The sequence below is a fragment of the Amycolatopsis minnesotensis genome (genome assembly GCF_039529815.1).
In the GTDB taxonomy this organism is placed as follows: Bacteria; Actinomycetota; Actinomycetes; order Mycobacteriales; family Pseudonocardiaceae; genus Amycolatopsis; species Amycolatopsis minnesotensis.
In genome coordinates this window covers 99,592-116,483 of record NZ_BAAANN010000013.1, presented here as the reverse complement: position 1 = coordinate 116,483, position 16,892 = coordinate 99,592, and the positions used below count along the sequence as shown (strand labels likewise).

The 16,892-nt window shown below is 66.4% G+C and carries 21 protein-coding genes; 12 read left to right on the top strand and 9 right to left on the bottom strand.

Annotation, left to right across the window (positions count from 1 at the left end; all coding sequences use genetic code 11):
• Positions 1 to 25: 25 nt before the first annotated feature.
• The 3 genes from ABD256_RS18035 (at position 26) to ABD256_RS18025 (ending at position 1,440) form a co-directional block, all read left to right on the top strand.
• On the top strand, positions 26 to 613 hold the full coding sequence (locus ABD256_RS18035; RefSeq protein WP_486303468.1) for a phage tail tube protein: 588 nt from the start codon (positions 26 to 28) through the stop codon (positions 611 to 613).
• Positions 614 to 718: 105 nt separating this feature from the next.
• Positions 719 to 1,060 (top strand): hypothetical protein, encoded by a 342-nt coding sequence (locus ABD256_RS18030; RefSeq protein WP_344419542.1) that lies wholly within the window; start codon positions 719 to 721, stop codon positions 1,058 to 1,060.
• Positions 1,061 to 1,212: 152 nt separating this feature from the next.
• Positions 1,213 to 1,440 carry a hypothetical protein gene (locus ABD256_RS18025; protein ID WP_344419539.1) on the top strand — a complete coding sequence of 76 codons (228 nt, stop codon included), beginning with the start codon at positions 1,213 to 1,215 and terminating at the stop codon, positions 1,438 to 1,440.
• Here the strand turns inward: ABD256_RS18025 and ABD256_RS18020 are convergent.
• Positions 1,429 to 2,064 carry a GIY-YIG nuclease family protein gene (locus ABD256_RS18020; protein WP_344419536.1) on the bottom strand — a complete coding sequence of 212 codons (636 nt, stop codon included), beginning with the start codon at positions 2,062 to 2,064 and terminating at the stop codon, positions 1,429 to 1,431. The genes ABD256_RS18025 and ABD256_RS18020 overlap by 12 nt on opposite strands.
• A gap of 595 nt (positions 2,065 to 2,659) precedes the next feature.
• Positions 2,660 to 2,833 carry a hypothetical protein gene (locus ABD256_RS18015; protein WP_344419533.1) on the bottom strand — a complete coding sequence of 58 codons (174 nt, stop codon included), beginning with the start codon at positions 2,831 to 2,833 and terminating at the stop codon, positions 2,660 to 2,662.
• Between ABD256_RS18015 and ABD256_RS18010 the strand changes: the two genes are divergently transcribed.
• The 9 genes from ABD256_RS18010 to ABD256_RS17970 all read left to right on the top strand — a co-directional run bounded on the left by ABD256_RS18010 (position 2,832) and on the right by ABD256_RS17970 (position 12,961).
• On the top strand, positions 2,832 to 7,040 hold the full coding sequence (locus ABD256_RS18010; RefSeq protein ID WP_344419530.1) for an aggregation-promoting factor C-terminal-like domain-containing protein: 4,209 nt from the start codon (positions 2,832 to 2,834) through the stop codon (positions 7,038 to 7,040). The two genes, ABD256_RS18015 and ABD256_RS18010, sit on opposite strands and share 2 nt — an antisense overlap.
• A gap of 12 nt (positions 7,041 to 7,052) precedes the next feature.
• Positions 7,053 to 7,805 carry a gp53-like domain-containing protein gene (locus tag ABD256_RS18005; protein WP_344419527.1) on the top strand — a complete coding sequence of 251 codons (753 nt, stop codon included), beginning with the start codon at positions 7,053 to 7,055 and terminating at the stop codon, positions 7,803 to 7,805.
• On the top strand, positions 7,805 to 9,226 hold the full coding sequence (locus tag ABD256_RS18000; protein WP_344419524.1) for a hypothetical protein: 1,422 nt from the start codon (positions 7,805 to 7,807) through the stop codon (positions 9,224 to 9,226). Before ABD256_RS18005 ends, ABD256_RS18000 begins: the two co-directional genes overlap by 1 nt.
• Before the next feature lie 77 nt (positions 9,227 to 9,303).
• Positions 9,304 to 10,332 carry a DUF5047 domain-containing protein gene (locus ABD256_RS17995; protein WP_344419521.1) on the top strand — a complete coding sequence of 343 codons (1,029 nt, stop codon included), beginning with the start codon at positions 9,304 to 9,306 and terminating at the stop codon, positions 10,330 to 10,332.
• A gap of 15 nt (positions 10,333 to 10,347) precedes the next feature.
• Positions 10,348 to 10,572: a hypothetical protein gene (locus ABD256_RS17990; protein ID WP_344419518.1), complete on the top strand. Its 225-nt coding sequence runs from the start codon at positions 10,348 to 10,350 to the stop codon at positions 10,570 to 10,572.
• Between the two features lie 12 nt (positions 10,573 to 10,584).
• A complete protein-coding gene (locus ABD256_RS17985; RefSeq protein ID WP_344419515.1) occupies positions 10,585 to 10,899 on the top strand; it encodes a hypothetical protein in 315 nt (104 codons plus the stop codon).
• An 88-nt stretch (positions 10,900 to 10,987) separates the two neighbouring features.
• Positions 10,988 to 11,320, top strand: a complete 333-nt coding sequence (locus tag ABD256_RS17980; RefSeq protein WP_344419512.1) for a hypothetical protein — start codon at positions 10,988 to 10,990, stop codon at positions 11,318 to 11,320.
• Positions 11,317 to 12,204, top strand: coding sequence for a hypothetical protein (locus tag ABD256_RS17975; protein ID WP_344419509.1), 888 nt, complete (start codon positions 11,317 to 11,319; stop codon positions 12,202 to 12,204). The genes ABD256_RS17980 and ABD256_RS17975 overlap by 4 nt, the downstream gene beginning before the upstream one ends.
• A 16-nt stretch (positions 12,205 to 12,220) precedes the next feature.
• Entirely contained in the window at positions 12,221 to 12,961 is a 741-nt protein-coding gene (locus ABD256_RS17970; protein WP_344419507.1) for a hypothetical protein, read from the top strand.
• A gap of 89 nt (positions 12,962 to 13,050) precedes the next feature.
• On the opposite strand, the gene ABD256_RS17965 is transcribed toward ABD256_RS17970, so the two are convergent.
• The 7 genes from ABD256_RS17965 to ABD256_RS17935 form a co-directional block, all read right to left on the bottom strand.
• Entirely contained in the window at positions 13,051 to 13,524 is a 474-nt protein-coding gene (locus ABD256_RS17965) for a hypothetical protein (RefSeq protein ID WP_344419504.1), read from the bottom strand.
• Positions 13,525 to 13,753: 229 nt separating this feature from the next.
• Positions 13,754 to 13,990 (bottom strand): hypothetical protein, encoded by a 237-nt coding sequence (locus ABD256_RS17960; protein ID WP_344419501.1) that lies wholly within the window; start codon positions 13,988 to 13,990, stop codon positions 13,754 to 13,756.
• Positions 13,987 to 14,577, bottom strand: a complete 591-nt coding sequence (locus tag ABD256_RS17955; protein WP_344419498.1) for a bifunctional DNA primase/polymerase — start codon at positions 14,575 to 14,577, stop codon at positions 13,987 to 13,989. Before ABD256_RS17955 ends, ABD256_RS17960 begins: the two co-directional genes overlap by 4 nt.
• A 442-nt stretch (positions 14,578 to 15,019) precedes the next feature.
• Positions 15,020 to 15,265 carry a hypothetical protein gene (locus tag ABD256_RS17950; RefSeq protein ID WP_344419496.1) on the bottom strand — a complete coding sequence of 82 codons (246 nt, stop codon included), beginning with the start codon at positions 15,263 to 15,265 and terminating at the stop codon, positions 15,020 to 15,022.
• Positions 15,262 to 15,741, bottom strand: a complete 480-nt coding sequence (locus ABD256_RS17945; RefSeq protein ID WP_344419494.1) for an HAD family hydrolase — start codon at positions 15,739 to 15,741, stop codon at positions 15,262 to 15,264. Before ABD256_RS17945 ends, ABD256_RS17950 begins: the two co-directional genes overlap by 4 nt.
• Before the next feature lie 191 nt (positions 15,742 to 15,932).
• Positions 15,933 to 16,397: a hypothetical protein gene (locus ABD256_RS17940; protein ID WP_344419492.1), complete on the bottom strand. Its 465-nt coding sequence runs from the start codon at positions 16,395 to 16,397 to the stop codon at positions 15,933 to 15,935.
• 22 nt (positions 16,398 to 16,419) lie between these two features.
• Positions 16,420 to 16,614 (bottom strand): hypothetical protein, encoded by a 195-nt coding sequence (locus tag ABD256_RS17935; protein WP_344419490.1) that lies wholly within the window; start codon positions 16,612 to 16,614, stop codon positions 16,420 to 16,422.
• Between the last annotated feature and the right edge of the window lie 278 nt (positions 16,615 to 16,892).

Below are 16,892 nucleotides of genomic sequence, written 5' to 3'. Positions count from 1 at the left end.
GTTCAAGGGAGATACCCCCGTGGCAATGAACTCTGCCCTGGCGCGCCTGGGCGTGACCGGGGCGCTCTACGTCGGCCCGCTGGGCACGACTGCGCCGAGCGCGACCACTATGGACGCCTGGAACGCGGCCATGAAAGACCTTGGCTACATCTCCGACGACGGGATCGTCGAGGGCCGCGACGAGGACAAGGAAGAATTCACGCCCTGGCAGTCCGCGACCCCGATCCGGTCGGAGATCACCAAGTCCACGCAGACCTATCAGGCGACGTTGTGGGAGTCGAAGTTCGACACGATCTCCCTGTTCTACCGGGTTGGTCTGGACGGCATGAAGCAGACCGGTACCGGGAAGGACGCGGTGGTGTCCTTTGTGGAGGAAGGCAAGCCAGCGCGGGACCTTCGCGCCTTCGGTATTGATGTCGTCGACGGCACTTACCATCGCCGGATTTTCCTGCCCATGGCCGAGGTGTCCGAGCGCGGCGAGGTCACGTACAAGTCGGACACGCTGATCGGGTACGAAGTCACGATCACCGCCTACCCGGGAAGCGATGGCTTCTCGGCGTTGCGGGTCTACAAGGAAGGCTGGGAGCTGCCGACAGTGCCTCCGGCCCAGTGACCCGCACCTAAGCGGGGGCCGATGTGGACATGTGGTGAGCGGTCCACGTCGGCTCCCTTCTCTTCTCGCTCACCCGACACTCACCGAAACGGAGAACATCACCTCGTGTCCACAATCGACATTGACGCGATCCTCGCGCAGCGCGAGGAAGCCACCGGCTCGGCCGATACCTTCAGCTTCACGTTCAAGGCCAAGCAGTGGACTTGTAAGGACCCGATCACCGCGGAGGACGGCTGGAAGGACGGCCTGCTCGACTTGGAGACCGATGTCGAGGTGGCCGAGCACTACCTTGGCGAAGACCAGTACTCGGCGTTCGTCGACGCCGGGGGCCGCGCCGGGTATGTCATTCTCGCGATCAACCAGCACATGCAGAAGATGAGGCAGGAGACCGAAGAGGGCCGCCCTACACGGCGCTCGACCTCCTCAGGCAAGCGCCGGAAGCGATAGAGGCCGCCCTCTGCGCAACCTACGCGCCCCGCAACCCGGTCGCAGAGTTTTGGCGCGGAAAGATCAGCCTGCGGCACCTGCGCGTCCTGATCGAGCACCTGCCGCCGGACTCGGCGTTCCACCGCACGGTCAACGGGCACGCGTGGACCGATGTGGAATACCTGCTGGCGATGGTCGCCGACCGGCTGGGGGAGAACACGTTCGTCACCGGACGCGGGTCAGGCCTGAAAGGACTGCGCCGCCCCCGCCCGGTCACCCGGCCCGGCGAGGACGACGAGGGCCGCATCGGTGACCGCGGAGACGTCCCCGCCGAAGACGTGATTGCGTACCTTGATCTCTACAAGCCCCGCGCGTGCGTCGATGGCCGACTAGGACTCTGAACTGTCCTGAGTAGTAGTCGCCGCGCTGCCGGTACGTGTCTGGGTGGCTGCTGCCCGAATTTGTTTGACGGCCTTTTTAGCCGACTTGACCGGGTCAAGATCGCCGAAATCGTACCATTCTCCGCGCACTCGTAGCTTCTTAAACTTCTCGTGAAGAGCGTACTCTAGCTTGCGATCGCCAGACGTGTGCCACAGCAGTTCCAACAGGTGTGGGTGGCTACTCTGGAGACCTTTATGTCGCTTGTGAATATCGGTTGAGTAGCCAATTTTGGCAATACTGCTTCCGGATTGACCGATGACGTATATATTTCCTGTGAACTCCTTGCTGTCGATTGATTTGCGTCGGTCATGATCCTCTAGTTCGAGAATTCGTTGGGTTCTTGCGTCATCCTCCTTTCGTTGCGGAGGGCTCATTTCGTGAAGAATCGTGGTTCTCGTGCTGGCTCCGTTGCTGTCGGATTCGAAACGATTCTCGAATGCCCCGATTTCGACAAGTTCCTGGCGTATTTGTTCCACCTGGTCGACGGTGTCTAGATGAAGTGCTGCGGCACAGTAATCTGGTGTCAGCGATATTTCTTCTCCTGATTCGGTGAATCCAGATCTCTGGAGTGCGAGCTGATGCAAGCAGTAGAGCGTGACCGCGTGAGGCGAGATGCCGGAAGTTATTAGCCACTGTGGAATTTGCAGGGGAACTCCGGTCGCTCGCCCAGGCAGGTGATGAAGCAATTTGGCTGGCTCCTCCGGTCGAGTGCGTTGTTCCAACGAGATGACCGTATCGCCTGCTCTTCGAGTGCAAAGGGGTGAGGGGCGTGGTCAACTCCGGCGAGGTCGTGTGGATCGACACGCTTCCCTCGGCGCGTGGGTGGGGCGCAGAACTGGCCAAACAGGCCGCCGGGGCCGGAACTCGCGCAGGGCAGCAGATCGGGAAGGAGCTGGAGCGCTCGGCCGGGGATGCGGGACGCCGCGCCGGAACGTCGCTGGGCACGGGGATCGAGGCGGCCAAGGAGAACGTCAAGCGGGTCGCGGCCGAGCTGGAGACCGCCCGCAACCGGGAGGCGGACGCGGCCGGGAAAGTGCGGGTCGCTGAAGCCCGCCTCGACGAGATCCGTGCCAGCGGCAACGCCAAGGCCAGCCAGCTCGCCGCCGCCGAAGAACGCCTCGCCACCACACAACGCGGGCTGACCACGGCGCAGGAGCGCACGGCGTCGACGTCCGGCCGCTACGAGCAGGCGCAGCGCAACGCCGCCGAGGCCACGGACGAGGTCACGGTCTCACTGGACAAAGCGGACCGTCGCTCGTCCGGGTTCGGATCGTCGCTGGTGGAGACCACCCGCCAGGCGGGCACGTTCGCGTTCGGGCTGGCCGCGATCGGCAACGCCGCGTCGGTCGCCATGGACACGCTGGAGAACGCGCGCCTGGGCGACAAGCTCGCGGCGCAGCTCGGCGCGCCTGCCGACATGGCGGCCGATCTCGGGCGGGTTGCCGGCAACTTGTACGCGCAGGCGTACGGCGATTCCCTGGGCCAGGTCAACGAAGCCATCCGGGGTGTCATGCAGTCCGGGCTGGTCATGGAGGACGCGACCAACGACCAGATCCAGGGAATCACCGGGAAGGTCTTGAACCTGGCCACGGTGTTCGACCAGGACTTGGGCGGGACCACGCAGGCCGTGGGACAGCTGATGAAGACCGGCCTGGCCCGTGATGCGAACGAGGCGCTGGACGTGCTCACGCGTGGGTTTCAGCAGGGGGCCGACCGGTCACAGGACCTTCTGGACACGATGACCGAGTATTCGGTGCAGTTCCAGAAGTTCGGGCTCGACGCGTCGATGGCCACGGGCTTGCTGGTTCAAGGAATGCGCGCGGGTGCGCGGAATTCGGACCTAGTGGCCGATGCCATCAAGGAGTTCAGCATCCGGGCCGTGGACGGGTCGAAGCTGACCGCGCAGGGGTTCCAGGCCGTGGGGCTGAACGCGGGGGAGATGGCGGCGAAGATCGCCCGGGGCGGGCCGGAGGCAACCGGGGCGCTGGACCTGGTGCTTGACCGGTTGCGTGCCATGCCCGACCCGGTAGCCCGCTCACAGGCCGCTGTCGCCCTGTTCGGCACGCAGGCCGAGGACCTGGGCCAAGCGCTCTACGCGCTCGATCCGAGCAAGGCTGTGCAGGCGCTGGGCAACGTCGCGGGCGCCGCCGATCGGATGGGCGCCACCCTGAACGACAACGCGGGCGCCCGCTTGGTCGCGTTCCAGCGCGCCATCCAAACAGGACTGGTCGACTTCTTCGGCGGGGTCGTGCTTCCCGCGCTGCAATCCGCGGTGCAGTGGGTGCGCGACAACGCCGATTGGCTTGTCCCGCTGGCCATCGCGTTGGGCGGGTTCGCGACCGGTTACGCCGCTGTCGCCGCAGCAACCAAGCTTTACGAGCTGGCGACGAAGGGCGCGGCGGCGGCGCAATGGCTGCTCAACGCCGCGATGCGCGCCAACCCGCTCGGCCTGATCGTCGGCGCGATATCGGGCGTGGTGGCCGCGTTCACCTACTTCTGGCAGACCTCGGCCCCCTTCCGGGATTTCTGGATCGGACTGTGGCACGCCATCGAGCCCATTACCCCGGAACTGGGGCTGGTCGCTGCGGCGCTCGGTGCGGGTGTCCTGGCGGTCAACGGGTATTCGCTGGCTGCGCGCGGAATGCTGCTCGTACAATCGTTGTGGCAGTCCGGAAGCATCGCTGCCCGGGTCGCGATGGCCGCGTGGAACGGGGCCGTGTGGCTCGGCACCGCTGCCGTGCAGGCGTACAACGCCGCGAAGTGGGCGGTTGTCGCGGTGATCGGCGTGTTCAACTCCGCGTTGGCGTTCGCGCGAAGCGGGATGATCCTCGCGACCCTGGCGCAGGCGGGGCAGACCGCCGCGCAGTGGGCCAGCAACGCCGCGCACTGGGCCGTGATCGCCGCGATGGGTGTCTACAACGGACTGATGCTGGTCGTGCGCGGCGCGATCGTCGCGTGGACCGGTGTGCAGTGGGCACTCAACGCCGCTATGGCCGCCAACCCGATTACTTTGGTGGTCGTCGCGATCGGCGCCCTCGTCGCGGCATTCGTATGGCTGTGGAATTCCAGCGCCGGTTTCCGCGACTTCTGGATCAGCATATGGGACAAAATCACCGGCGCGATCTCATGGGCCTGGGAAAAAATCATCAAGCCCGTGCTCGACTGGTTCGGCAACCGAATTGACGACATCAAATTCGGTTTCGAAAACATGGGAGCAGTCACCGAAAACATCTTCAACAAGATCGTCAACTTCATCAAGAAGCCGATTCAGGTAGTGATCGATGTTATCTGGAACAACGGCTTGCGGAAGGTGTACAACGCTGCCGCGGACCTCATTCCCGGCATGGATGAGCTGCCGGAACTCAAGCTTGCCCGAGGTGGGGTGATCCCCGGGTACGCGCCAGGCAAAGACACCGTGCCCGCGCTGCTGTCCCCCGGGGAAGCCGTGCTCGTGCCGGAGCTGGTGCGCGCGATCGGCCCGAGCACGATCCTCGCCGCCAATGCCGCAGCCATGAGCGGCCGTGGTTTCTCCCGGGGCGGACTGGTGGGCCGGTTCGCCGATGGTGGGATCGTCGGCACCCCAGCGGGTCCTGGCGCCGCAGCGGCGACGACCGCCGCCACACCGGACCCATCGGCGTCCACAGTGGCCACCGAGGCGTTGACCGTCGCCTCGGCGGCGCTCGCCGACACCGTGAACACGGTCCTGGTGCCCGCGCTGGTGATCCTCGAACAGCACACTGGGGTCCTGCTGCCGGCGGCGCACACGCAGCTCGGGGTGAGCCTGGCCGCCCTGCAACTGAACACGATGACCGTGTGGACGGCCATCACCGGCCACATTGGCGTGAGCGCCAACACGATCACCGCACGGCAGTGGCAGCTTCAGGCCGACCTCGCCGCCTCGTGGGCGTTCGTCGCGGGTTCGGTGTGGGCGTCGGTGAACTCCCAGAACGGCGCGCTGGGCGCGCTGGGCAACGGCCTCGCCGCGCTGCGCGCCGCCGTCGCGTTCACTGCTGGGTGGGTGCGGGACCGGTTCGCCGAGATGCAGGGCTACGCCGGGAACCCCGTGCGGTGGATTCTGCAATGGCCGCTGAACGCGGGCCTGGTGGCCGCCTGGAACAAGCTGAACGCGGATTTCTCCCTCAACCACGCGGTCGCTCCCGTGGTGATCCCCTTCGCCTCCGGTGGGCCTGTGCCCGGCGCGGGCAACACGGACAAGGTTCCCGCGCTGCTGACTCCCGGGGAGTACGTGCTTCCCAAGCGGGTCGTGCAGACGTGGGGCGTCGGGAACATCCGTGCCGCGCACCTGGCGGCGCTGGGCGGGTCCTTCCCCGGGCTCGAAGGTCTGCTCGGGGCTGACATCCAGCGGGCGCAGGTCGTGCCCGGCTACCAGTCCGGCGGGCTGGTGACGGACACGGGGTCGGCGATGGACGCCGCGATCGGCCGGGTTGTCGCGTTTGGCCGGTCGATGCAGGGGCGTCCCTACGTGTGGGGTGGTTCCTCGACGGCCGGGACGGACTGCTCGGGCTGGCAAGCCATGCTCAAGCGGGCCGCGTTGGATCAGCAGCCCTACGCCCGGCGGGAATGGGCGACCGCGAGCGTGAACCCGGGCAGCCCGCCGCCGGGGTTCGTCGACGGGATCAACGGCACGTTCGCGATCGGGGTGTCCCACGGTCACACCGCCGGGACCGTCGCCGGGATCAACGCCGAGTCCGGCGGCGCACACGGCTATGTCGCTTTCGGACCGCCGTCGACCGGGGCGGACGACTCGCAGTTCCCCATGAAGTTCCACATCGCCGAACTCGGCGGCCAGTTCGTCTCTGGTGGTGGCGGGTTCGATCCGGCGGCCCTTGTGGACAGCGCGCTCGCTGACACCTACCGCATGGTCGAGGACGCGACCCGGTTCTTCCCCGGCAACATCGCCGCCCGGCACGGTCAGGGCATTACCCGCCAGGCCGTCGACGGCGCGAAGCGCTATGCCATCGGCAAGTTGTCCGAGCTGTACGCCAGCACCGCAGGCGCCGCCGGGTCACCGGAGGTCGTGGCCGCCGTGCGGGCCGTGGCGACCCGCTACGGCTGGGGCTCCGGGCCGCAATGGGACGCGCTGTCATGGCTGATCTCGCACGAGTCCGGTTGGAACCCGGGCGCGAAGAACCCGCACTCCAGCGCCCGCGGGCTGTTCCAGCAGATGGAGTCCGTGCACGGCGCGGTCGCGCCGAACGCAGCCGGGCAGGCCGAGTGGGGCTTGGGCTACATCGCCAGCCGCTACCGGGACCCGCTGGGAGCCAAGGGGTTCTGGGAGGGCCACCACTGGTACGACCAGGGTGGCTGGCTCCAGCCCGGGTTCACCCCGGTCTACAACGGCACCGGCAAGCCCGAGCTGGTGTTGCCGCACGACACCGCGCAGTCGGTGATCGGCGCCCTGCACGGGGATTCCGAGCCCGTACGGCTCGTGGGGGAGCTGTCCATTTCCGGCGACGGTCTGACCGCGTTCGTGGACGGCCGGATCGACCGAAGCGACCACGCCACCGGAACCGCCATCGCGCGCGGTGTCCGGATCTAGGAGGGCGCATCAGTGAGCTACGAATACCGATCCACAGTGGACTACTTCTTCGGGACGCTGCTCAACGCGGCGGCCATCAGCGACACCGACCTGTCGGCGGCCGCGTTCACCGCACTCGACGCCGACTTCAGCTCGGGCACGCCCGGGAAGTACCTGCCGCTGGAACTGCACGACCCGTCACAGGGCATTTTCGAGGTCGTGTGGGTGGTTGGGCACGCCGCCGGGTCCCAGACCGTCACCGTGATCCGGGGCCGGGAGGGCACCCCGCCACGCGCGTGGAACGCCGGAACCCAGGTGGTGTGCGCCCCGACGGCCGGGCGGGACGCGCTCGCGGCGCTCGCCTCGACCGCGCTGCCCGCCGATGCGCACATCGGTCACCGTGTCGCGCGCACGAACAAGGCCGATGTCGTAGAACGCGGCGCGGGGGTGTGGGGGCCGAGCACGGGTGTGGCCGTCGCCTCGGACGTGGGGCCTCGGCGCAACGGCGGGTCCGCTCCGGACGGGTCGGTGATCCTGATGCGGGGCGGGCACCGCACGGGCACCACGGGCGCCAACGGCATCATCACCATTTCCCACCCCGTGGCGTTTCCCAACGCGACGATTGCCACCACGGTCTCCATCGTCAGTACCGGGGTTCCGGCGGTCATCACGATCGCGGCCGAGACCGCGAGCACGATTTCGGTGGCGTTCTACGCGATCAGCACCGGCGCGAACGTCGGTTCCGGGGTCGCGGTGTCGTTCCAGTACCTCTCGATCGGGTACTGATGTCCTGGGCGCGCGCCACCTACACCCGCACCCCGTTCGCCGCCGGGGCCGGTACCGAGTCGGCTGGCCTGCCGGGGCAGCAGGAGTTGCCGCCCCCGATCCCGGGCGGCACCGCGAAGTGGACCTACACGCCGAACCCGCCGCTGGGGTGGGCGCGACGGAGCTGGGCCGGGGGCGCTTACCCGCTGACCTACCCCGGCGGGGGTGTGTCGATCCGGCCCGTGCCGGAGTCGGGCGTCATGCAGGTGACTGCCTGGTGGCCCGACGCGACAGTCCTCCAGGTCATCCGGGAGCACCCCGACGGGACACTGTGGCCGGTCCGTGGCGGGAACCCGCTTTTCGTCACCAAGCCGACCCGCCGCAACTATGCGCTCAACCCGAGCCTCGAGGCCGGGCTGCACGGCTACGTTGCCGACGCCGGAAACCCCAGCCTTGCGCGGGTGACCGGGGGCTCGGCGGCCCGGGGTCAGGCGTATCTGGCCGCGACCGTCGCGGCGGCCGGGCCGGTCGGTATCACCGTGCCCACGTCGTTGCCGTCCACTCCGGACGTCACGATCGGCGTGGATCTGCGGTTTTCCGCCCGCCCCAGCGCCGTCACGGTCCAGATCACCTGGACCGACATCGCCGGGGTACCGCTGCCCGCCTCGACGGCCACGCTAACCACTGACCAGATCAACCAGAGCGTCGACCAGTTCGCCCGCCAAGTCGTCAAGCTGTCCACTCCGGCCAGCGCGGTCACCCCCACCATGAAGGTGATCGCCTCGGGGATGCCCGCGGGCGGGGTCATGGCCCTCGACGGGATCACCGTCGAGCGCTACAGCACCTCCGGGTCCTTCTTCGACGGCGCGACCTACGGCGGAACCTGGCTCGGCCCGGCCGGTTTGTCGGCGTCCATTTTGGCTCCGCTGCTCACCTTCTCCGACGGCGAAGCCCCCCTCGACATCCCGCTGCGGTACCGGGTGGTGAACCCGGCCTCCACCGGCGGCACGATGACCAGCCAGCTCGCCACCCTGCTCAGCGGCGGCCGGACCTGGCTGACCCACCCGTCGCGCTCGGACCGCCCCCTCGTGGTCCAGGTCGGCGCGGTCCCGAAACGCACCCGGGAAGCCCCGCGCGGCGTGTTCTACCCGCTCGGCGCCACACACCCGATCATCGTGTCCTCATCCCAGCGCCGCGCCCCGACCGGGGAACTGTCCCTCGGCGCGCTGTCGTTCGCCGAGCGGGACGAGCTGCTGGCCATCTTCGCCGACCTCCAGCCCGTCTACCTACGGCCGCCCGCGGAGTTCGGGTACGGCACCGGCATGTGGCTGGCCCTCGGCGACCTCGACGAGGACCCCGGCGACCGGCGCGCCTACCAGGGCACCCGGATCCTGACCGCCCCGTTCCACGAGGTGGCGGCCCCCAGCGAACTCGCGGTGTAGGGGGCGGCATGTGGCCTCTGTCCACTCGGGCTCAAGTCGCCCTCGCCCAGTCGCACTCGATGAGAGCCCGCGCCGTCGTGACCAGCGCCGCATACGGAGTGCTGGAAGTGCCGATCTCCGGCGGTTCGGTCGAGATCGACGCCACCAGCAAAGCCCGCCGCTCGGCGACCCTGCAAGCCGATCCGCGCTGGTGGCCCCGCTCCCCGAAGGACCTGCTCTCGCCGTACGGCTCGGTGTGCCAGGTGGACTACGGCATCGTCCTTCCCGGCGGGGGCACCGAGTGGGTGCCGCTCATGATCGGCTATCTCGACGAAACCTCCCGCGAACGGCCGGTCACCAGCTCCGGGCACATCGCGGTCAAGCTCGTCGACGCGGCTGTGCACGTGGCCGAAGACCGACTCGACGTCCCGGCCCAGACCATCACCAACGCGACCACGGTCTCCGAGATCGCGCGCCTGGTCAGGGAAACCCTGGGTGGCTGGGTCGAGCTGCGCGACCTGACCGGTTCCAGCGCGATCGCCGCGGTCATCGTCATCGAGCGCGAGCGCTGGGACGCGGTGGAGAAACTCGCCGACTCCTTGGGCGGCGAAGCGTTCTTCGACCCTGTGGGCCGCCTGGTCGTGCGGCCACAACCGACACTGAACCAGAACCCGGTCTGGACCGTGCGCACCGGCAACGGCGGAAACCTGCTATCGGTCAAGGACAAGCTCTCCCGGGAGCAGGTCTACAACCGCGTCGTCGCCAGTGGCCAGCGCACCGACGGCGTGCCCGCCGTGTACGCGACCGCGACCGACACGACGAGCCCGGCCTACTACGGCGGCCCGTTCGGCAAGAAGCCCCGCTTCTACACCTCCGAGTTGCTGACCACGGTCGCGCAGTGCCAGACGACCGCGGACTCCCTTCTCCAGCGGGTGCGCGGAATCGCCACACAGGTCGAGGTCGAGCTGCTGGTCAACCCGGCCCTGGACGCCGGGGACGTCATCACCGTCGCGGACCCCGAGGCGGGGGAGACCCGCCACATCATCGACAAGCTGTCGATCCCGCTGGCCCCGGACGCAACGCAGTCCATCACCACCCGCTCGGACGAGATGCCGGCGGAAACCTGAAAGCGAGGCGGGGGAGTGCGCATCGCCGAGGCCATTGCCCGCGTCGTGGACCAGGCGCTCGCCGCGCGCAGGAAAGTCGGCACCGTCACCGGAGTCTCCGGGAACCGGGTCATCGTGTCCGTCCAAGGTGGATCACTGACACTGCCGCGCCTGGCCAGCTACACCCCGACCACCGGGGACATCGTGCACATCGACGCCAGCGTGCCCGGGGCATGGCTGGTGCTCGGCAGATCCGCATAGGAAGGAGCCACCGTGGCTCAGACCCTCGCCGACAGCGCCGAACTCGCTACCTTCCCCCCGTTCACCCGGCGCGTGCAGGCCGCCGTGTCCATCGCGGCCAAGGACGTCGGCGCCGAGGTCGACGACCCCACCAACCCCAGCCGAACGCAACTCCGGCGCGCGCTGGCGACCAACGTGTTCGCCAACCCCAACGACTACGGCCTCCGCTTCGCCTGGGCCGTCGCCACCAACCCCGTAATCACGCTGTCCAGCAGCGACGGCGATATCCAGTTCACGGTGAACAGCGTGTGGGACACCATCGCGGGCGCACCCCCGCGCCCGGAATAGCTGCCCGCCGAACCCCGGGGCGACTGGCGCTTGTGTCCGTCCACGATGGCCGAGCCTGCTTGCTCACAGGGTGAACGGAGGCGCGGCCGTGTACCTGACAGCCGAGCCCCCAGCCTCGACCGGTCCACCGTGGCTGGTAATCACCCTGGCGTGCTCGGCCGGGCTGGCCACGCTGATCACTGCGGTCATGCCGATGATCACGGAGAAGGTCAAGCAGCGCGCAGCCAAGCCACCCGAACCAGCCAGCCCCACCCCACCCACGCCCGTGGAACGCGCGGACCGAGCCCTCGACCTCGTCGAACAAGCCATGACGGACCTGCGGGTACAGCTGACCGCCTGCCAACGCGAAACCGTGCGCCTGCGCCGACTCCTGGACCGACGCGACCGGCCACCGTCCACACGCGATCGGGGGTTCGCATGAGCGACGACGACCCCGCCAGCATCCCAGACTCGCTCAGCGAGATCCGGCGCGGAATGCACGCCGCCGTCGAAGAAGCCCCGCGCCAAGCCCGAGAAGTCGCCCGGCACGAGATCCGCCGCTGGTGGGTATGGGCGATCCTTGGAGTGTTCCTCGTGGCATTGGTCGTCGGGTCTGCCGCCGGCATTGGCGTCCTCCAGCTCTACGGGCGGCAGGCATCCACGGACGCGGCCGTGGACGAGCTGCGCCGCCAGGCCGAAACGTCCAAGACCAGCGGGGATGCCGCGAACGGCGAGCTGCTGCGCCGAGGCCAGGCCCCTGTGCCGATCCCGCAACCAGGCACGGGGGACGACTCCCAAGTGCTCGTCGCCTCGGCCGCCGCGCGCGTTCTGGCATCCATGCCCACCACCCGGCCCAGCGCCGAGCAGCTCGGCCAGGCCGTCGCCGCCTACATCACCCGGAACCCGGTCGGGCCGACACCACAGCAGATCTCCACTGGCATCGCCGCCTACCTGGCCACCAGCCCGCCACCGTCCGGACAGGCCGGACCCACCGGCCCCAGTGGACAACCCGGGACACCAGGCGGACCAGGGCAACCAGGACAGGCGGGTCAGCCCGGCGAGCCCGGTCCGGAAGGCGCCGCCGGGCAACCAGGGCCGCCCGGCCCCGCAGGACCCCCGGGTGAAACGCCCACGGCCCAGCAGATCCAGGACGCCTTCGCCGCCTACCTCAAGGACAACCCGGCCGCCCTCTGCCCCCAGGGCGGCGTCTTCACCCAACTGCGGGTCCTCACCGCAGACGGCGGCACGGCCGACACCTGGCAGTGCGTCCTCACCACCTCGCCGCCCAGCCCGCCGTCCACCAGCTCGGCGCCACCGGGCAACTGACCCACCGGAGGAATCCATGACCTGGCGCGTAGCCCGTGCCCTCGACACCCTGCTCAGCCAGCTCAACGCCCGAGCTCCAGCACGCTCGAAAGCCTCGGACGGATCGATCGGCGACGCCGCACACGCCACACGCGACAGCGATCACAATCCTTGGTATGGGCCGGGAATCGTCACCGCACGGGACTTCACCCACGACCCCGCGCACGGGCTTGACGGCCACTGGCTCGCCGACGCCCTGGTCAAGTCCCGCGACCCGCGCATCAAGTACGTCATCTGGAACCACAGGATCATCGACAGCCGAGCCCAGTACGGCGCGTGGCAGTGGAAGCCCTACTCCGGCATCAACCCCCACACCAAGCATGTCCACCTCAGCGTCATGGCCAACCCCAGCGCCGACGACCCCCGCACCTGGAACCTCGGCGCCAACCCGACGGAGGACGAGTTGAGCAAGACCGCAACCGAACAGGTCAACGAGATCTACAACAGCCTCTCGAAGACCTTCACGCAGGCCGGAGTGGAATACGGCGACCTCATGGTCCGCCTCGCCCGCCTGTTCCCGCCCATCGACGAGAAGGCCATCGCTGTGCGCAAGGGACACAGCGCGGGGACGCTGACCAACGCCTCGCACTCGGCTTGGGAAGGCGCGATGTTCGACCTGCTGCCCCGGGTCCAGGCCATAGAGAAGGCGCAGTCCGAACAGGACAAGAAGCTCGACAAGATCCTCAGCGCCCTCGACGGTCCATCCACGACGACCTGACATCGCACCGAAACCCGCGTGGACACGCGAAATCCCCCAGGTTCCTGGCACATACAGCCGGGAATCTGGGGGCGATTTCTCGTACGCGGCTAGCGGTCTCTACGCACGGATTCAGGACCTGCCTGGATTTCAAGCACCGTGGCGGCCGCAATCAAATTGTAGTTGTGATTGCCGTCTTCCCTGATTGCCACATCGCGAAGAAACTCGGCGATCTCCGGAACGGCCTTCAACGCTTCCGGCGACAGTCGTGGGGCAGCCTCTTTCGCTTCGGGCAACGACGGTAGAGGTTTGACAGGCTTGCGCGGCCCACTTGACAGCCGAATGCACTTCTTGCAGGTAACTTCGTCCTCGTCGGTGTCCCTGTATGCGGAAGACTTTCCGCGCTCAAAGTCCTCCATCAGATAAGCTCGCGGCTTATCCTCTAGACACAGCGGCGTACGTAAACCCTCGTACTCGCTCTGCAATGCACAGTCGGGCGCATGCACTCTCCCGCCGTCATGTTTAATAAGGTTCGGAAATATTTTCATTGATTGGCGGGCCTTCCGCGTCGGCAGTTGCCGCAATCAACATCCTTGTCCGTGGCCCTGTAAATCTCGCGTTTCCCCACAAGGGACCGTGCCACCTGGATGTCTTGTTCTGGTGCGCAGTCGGGCACCAGGATAGATGGGTGCCTTTTCCATAAGGCCACTCTTGGGGCGTGAACCTTACCGCGGCTGTCCTTTCTCGTCAGCTCGACATTGGGTGCGTTATCTGGCTGTTTCATTTCCTGCAATGTCTTTCTGGGGTTTGTCACTAGAACCCCTTGGCCTTACACTTCTTACACGTGACGGGCTGGTCCGTGAAGCCGTAGGTGGACCGTTCTTCTGTTCCACCGAATTTTGCCTCCGCCTCCATGGCCATCCCCGCGCATCCCGGTACAGGCTTCTTGTGCTTGGCGAAGAACTCTTCGTTCGATCCGTGGACCGTTGAATTGCGTTTCGGCTTCTTGTTTCTTCTCGTGTCTCGCAGGAAGACGTTACGTTCGCTCACCACGCGCTCCCAGCAGCCAGCACGGCGTGCTGCACGGCATCGGAACTGGGCAACCGCAGCGGACGCTTCGGCGGCTGCCTCCACTCCGCTTTCACAGACCGGTTGACTCGCGTGGGCGGCAGAGGCACCCAGCTCGCCCCGAAGTGCCATCGGCCCAGCGATGATGGCAGCTCCGGTGCCAGCTCGGGTTTCGGCCGGTCGGTCAGGATGATGTACCGGGCGTTCGACAACGAGATGATCGGCCCGACCAGACACGAGGAAAGGTTCCCCGTGATCATGGCCGCGAACAGTTCGCTCGATACCTCTATCGCATCGACTCCGTGTCCGCAGCTCAACAGCACTCCGTAGGGTGCGTGGGACCACCAGGCTTCCACTTCGGTTGTGGTCGTGATGGGCTTTCGCCACCAATTGGGGACGAACGGTGCCAGCCCCGGCAGGTCAGGGAACTCCACGTTGGTCTTGCTCGCAGAGGCTTGGGGAAACTGCCGGTAGGTTCCCGGCGTGATTGTCCATCCACGTTGGACAGCCGCACGCGCGGCCTTCCACAGGGAATCATCGTCGATGGTGCTGGTAATTCGCGCGCTCATCGCGACCCCATGTACAACTGAGCGATGATGAGCAGCGTCAGGAAAATGACGCCGAGAATAATGTTGGCTATCAGCATTCGTCGGCGCAGGGGTTGCAGAACTGATTTCAGGCAGACCTGGCAAAATTTTCGGTGTCGACTTTTCTCCAGCAATCGAACGTCGCAGACGGCTGCGCCGCATATCGCTGTGGGCGTGTCAGGATTGCCGCGATACCAGGCATGGGCACGTTCCTTGGGGGAGGATGCGGGAACTCGCCAAACAATCCTCATGGTTTCACCGATGGTCCTTTCGGAGCGTTATTTTTAGATCGTTAAGGAGGCGCCACACCTGCATGTATTCAACGTTCGCAGCGTTCGCGATCTGTTGAATTGAGTAGCCTTCGCTGTACCACCGAGGCCATTGCGCGTGAACGCATAGCCCGGGCGTAACCTCCGGGGTATTCTCAGGGCTTTTCATGCCACTCGCCTTCGATGACCATTTTCGGGGCGCCTCCCAGGAATGCCCGAGTGGACACGCCGCCAGGAGGGCGACGTGGAACACCGAGATCGGCAAGCGTTCGTAACACCGTCGAGTAATGCACTTCCACTTTCTCGGCGATCTCGTTAATCGTCGCGCCCTGCTTGTACCACTCGGCCCATGCTTTGCGTCCGTCTGTGACCCGTGATTTCGAGATGTACCGTGAGGTCATGCGCTCAGCCCCGCCCATGCGCGTACCGCTGCGGCAGCATCGGACAGGCGAAAAACGGTACGGATGTGGTCGCCGCTGAAAGGGGGGTACACGGTGCTGCCCTCCTTGCGGAGGTGCACCACGCGCGCCCCGGCGAAGTACGCCCCGTACACGTCAGCGTCAAGCCGGTCGCCGATGTGCACAACGCGGTCGATGTGGACACCACGGCGATCGGCGATCATCCGCCACAACCAGGGCTCGGGCTTCGCCCCGCCGAGCCGGTAGCTCGTGTACACCTCTTCCAACTGGTGCCCGTGCGCCGCGCGCACAGCGGCGACCCGCTCCGGCCCGCCCGTCACGGCCATATTGGACAGTGTCACCACGGGGGCGATCGTCGCCAACTCGTCGAGCGTCGCCGACGCGTCCTCGTACGGGACGTACCCCCGATCCCAGTCGGTCGGGAAGTTCCCGTACGGGATGAGCAGTCGCTGGCACATCTGGCAAACGAGGTCGTCTGTGAGTTCAGGTTCCCGGTGCAGGAGAGCTCGCACCGCTTCGGCCGTCCGGTGCGGAGCTACCTCCCTGAACGGCGACACCTCGCGAAGTCGGTCCGTTGTGGACCGACCCGTGAACTCGCCAAGAGTGTTTCCGATGTCAATCGTGATCAGTTGAACTGTGTGTTCTGGTGTCATCGATCGTTCTCTTCTTTCAAGTCGCTCAGCACTGTTTGCAGTTCTGGAATCTGATTCGCGGGAAAGTACAGGTGTGCGGCCGACACATCGAACCCGCCGTCGTTGCTGAGTCCAATTCGTGCAAGCATTCGCCATGAACCCCGGCGCCACGGGCAGACAAGCCGATCGCGAAAAGGTGTCCTCTTCAGATCGTCCAGAAGATCACGGGCAGACAGCAGCGGCATCTTGATCCATGCCAGCCCGCGGTGATACTCGACGTCACCCGGAATGACAAACGCTGGCGGCGTGGCTTGCTCAATGTAGTGACCGATGTCCTGGCAAGACATCATCGTCGTGTGCCCCAGACCCCAAATTCTCTCGACGACGTGCCCGAGCTGCTTGTCAACGTCGATCGTTCCGCTTCCGTCTGGGGAATCCAGAGATACGGTGGAGTGTATTTGTGGGGTGATTTCGGCGATCACCTGTTTCTCCTTTGCGTTTTAATCAATCAATGTCCGGATCGGCTGGCGGCCACCACGTCGCCGCAGGCATCTGCGCGAATAGCCAGTCATGCAGAGGACGGTGGCGTGGTGTGGCGAACTGGCTGAGATCGAGGTCAACTGTCTGCTCTGATGGCGATTCCGGTGGTATGACGGGTAGTTGGGTGGTGTGCTCGGACCGGCGGAACCAGTCGTCCACTGCCACTGGCTCCTTCAAGCGGGGCTCGATCGGGTCGAGCTGGCTGGCTATGCACGTGAAGCCCCCGCCGCGAAACATTTGTGGCACAGCGAAAAACCGCTCCCCTTGGGGACCTTCTCGCGTGGCAGGCACATGACTCCGCAATTGCTCATCCCAATCCACATTCGACTCCAGCGCAGAATGCGCAGCATTCGCAGTGGGACCTTGTGCATCACCACCTCACGACGGATGAGAAAGGGGAGAAGTTCAGGACATTGCTCGAAGGTCGGGGCGTGGCG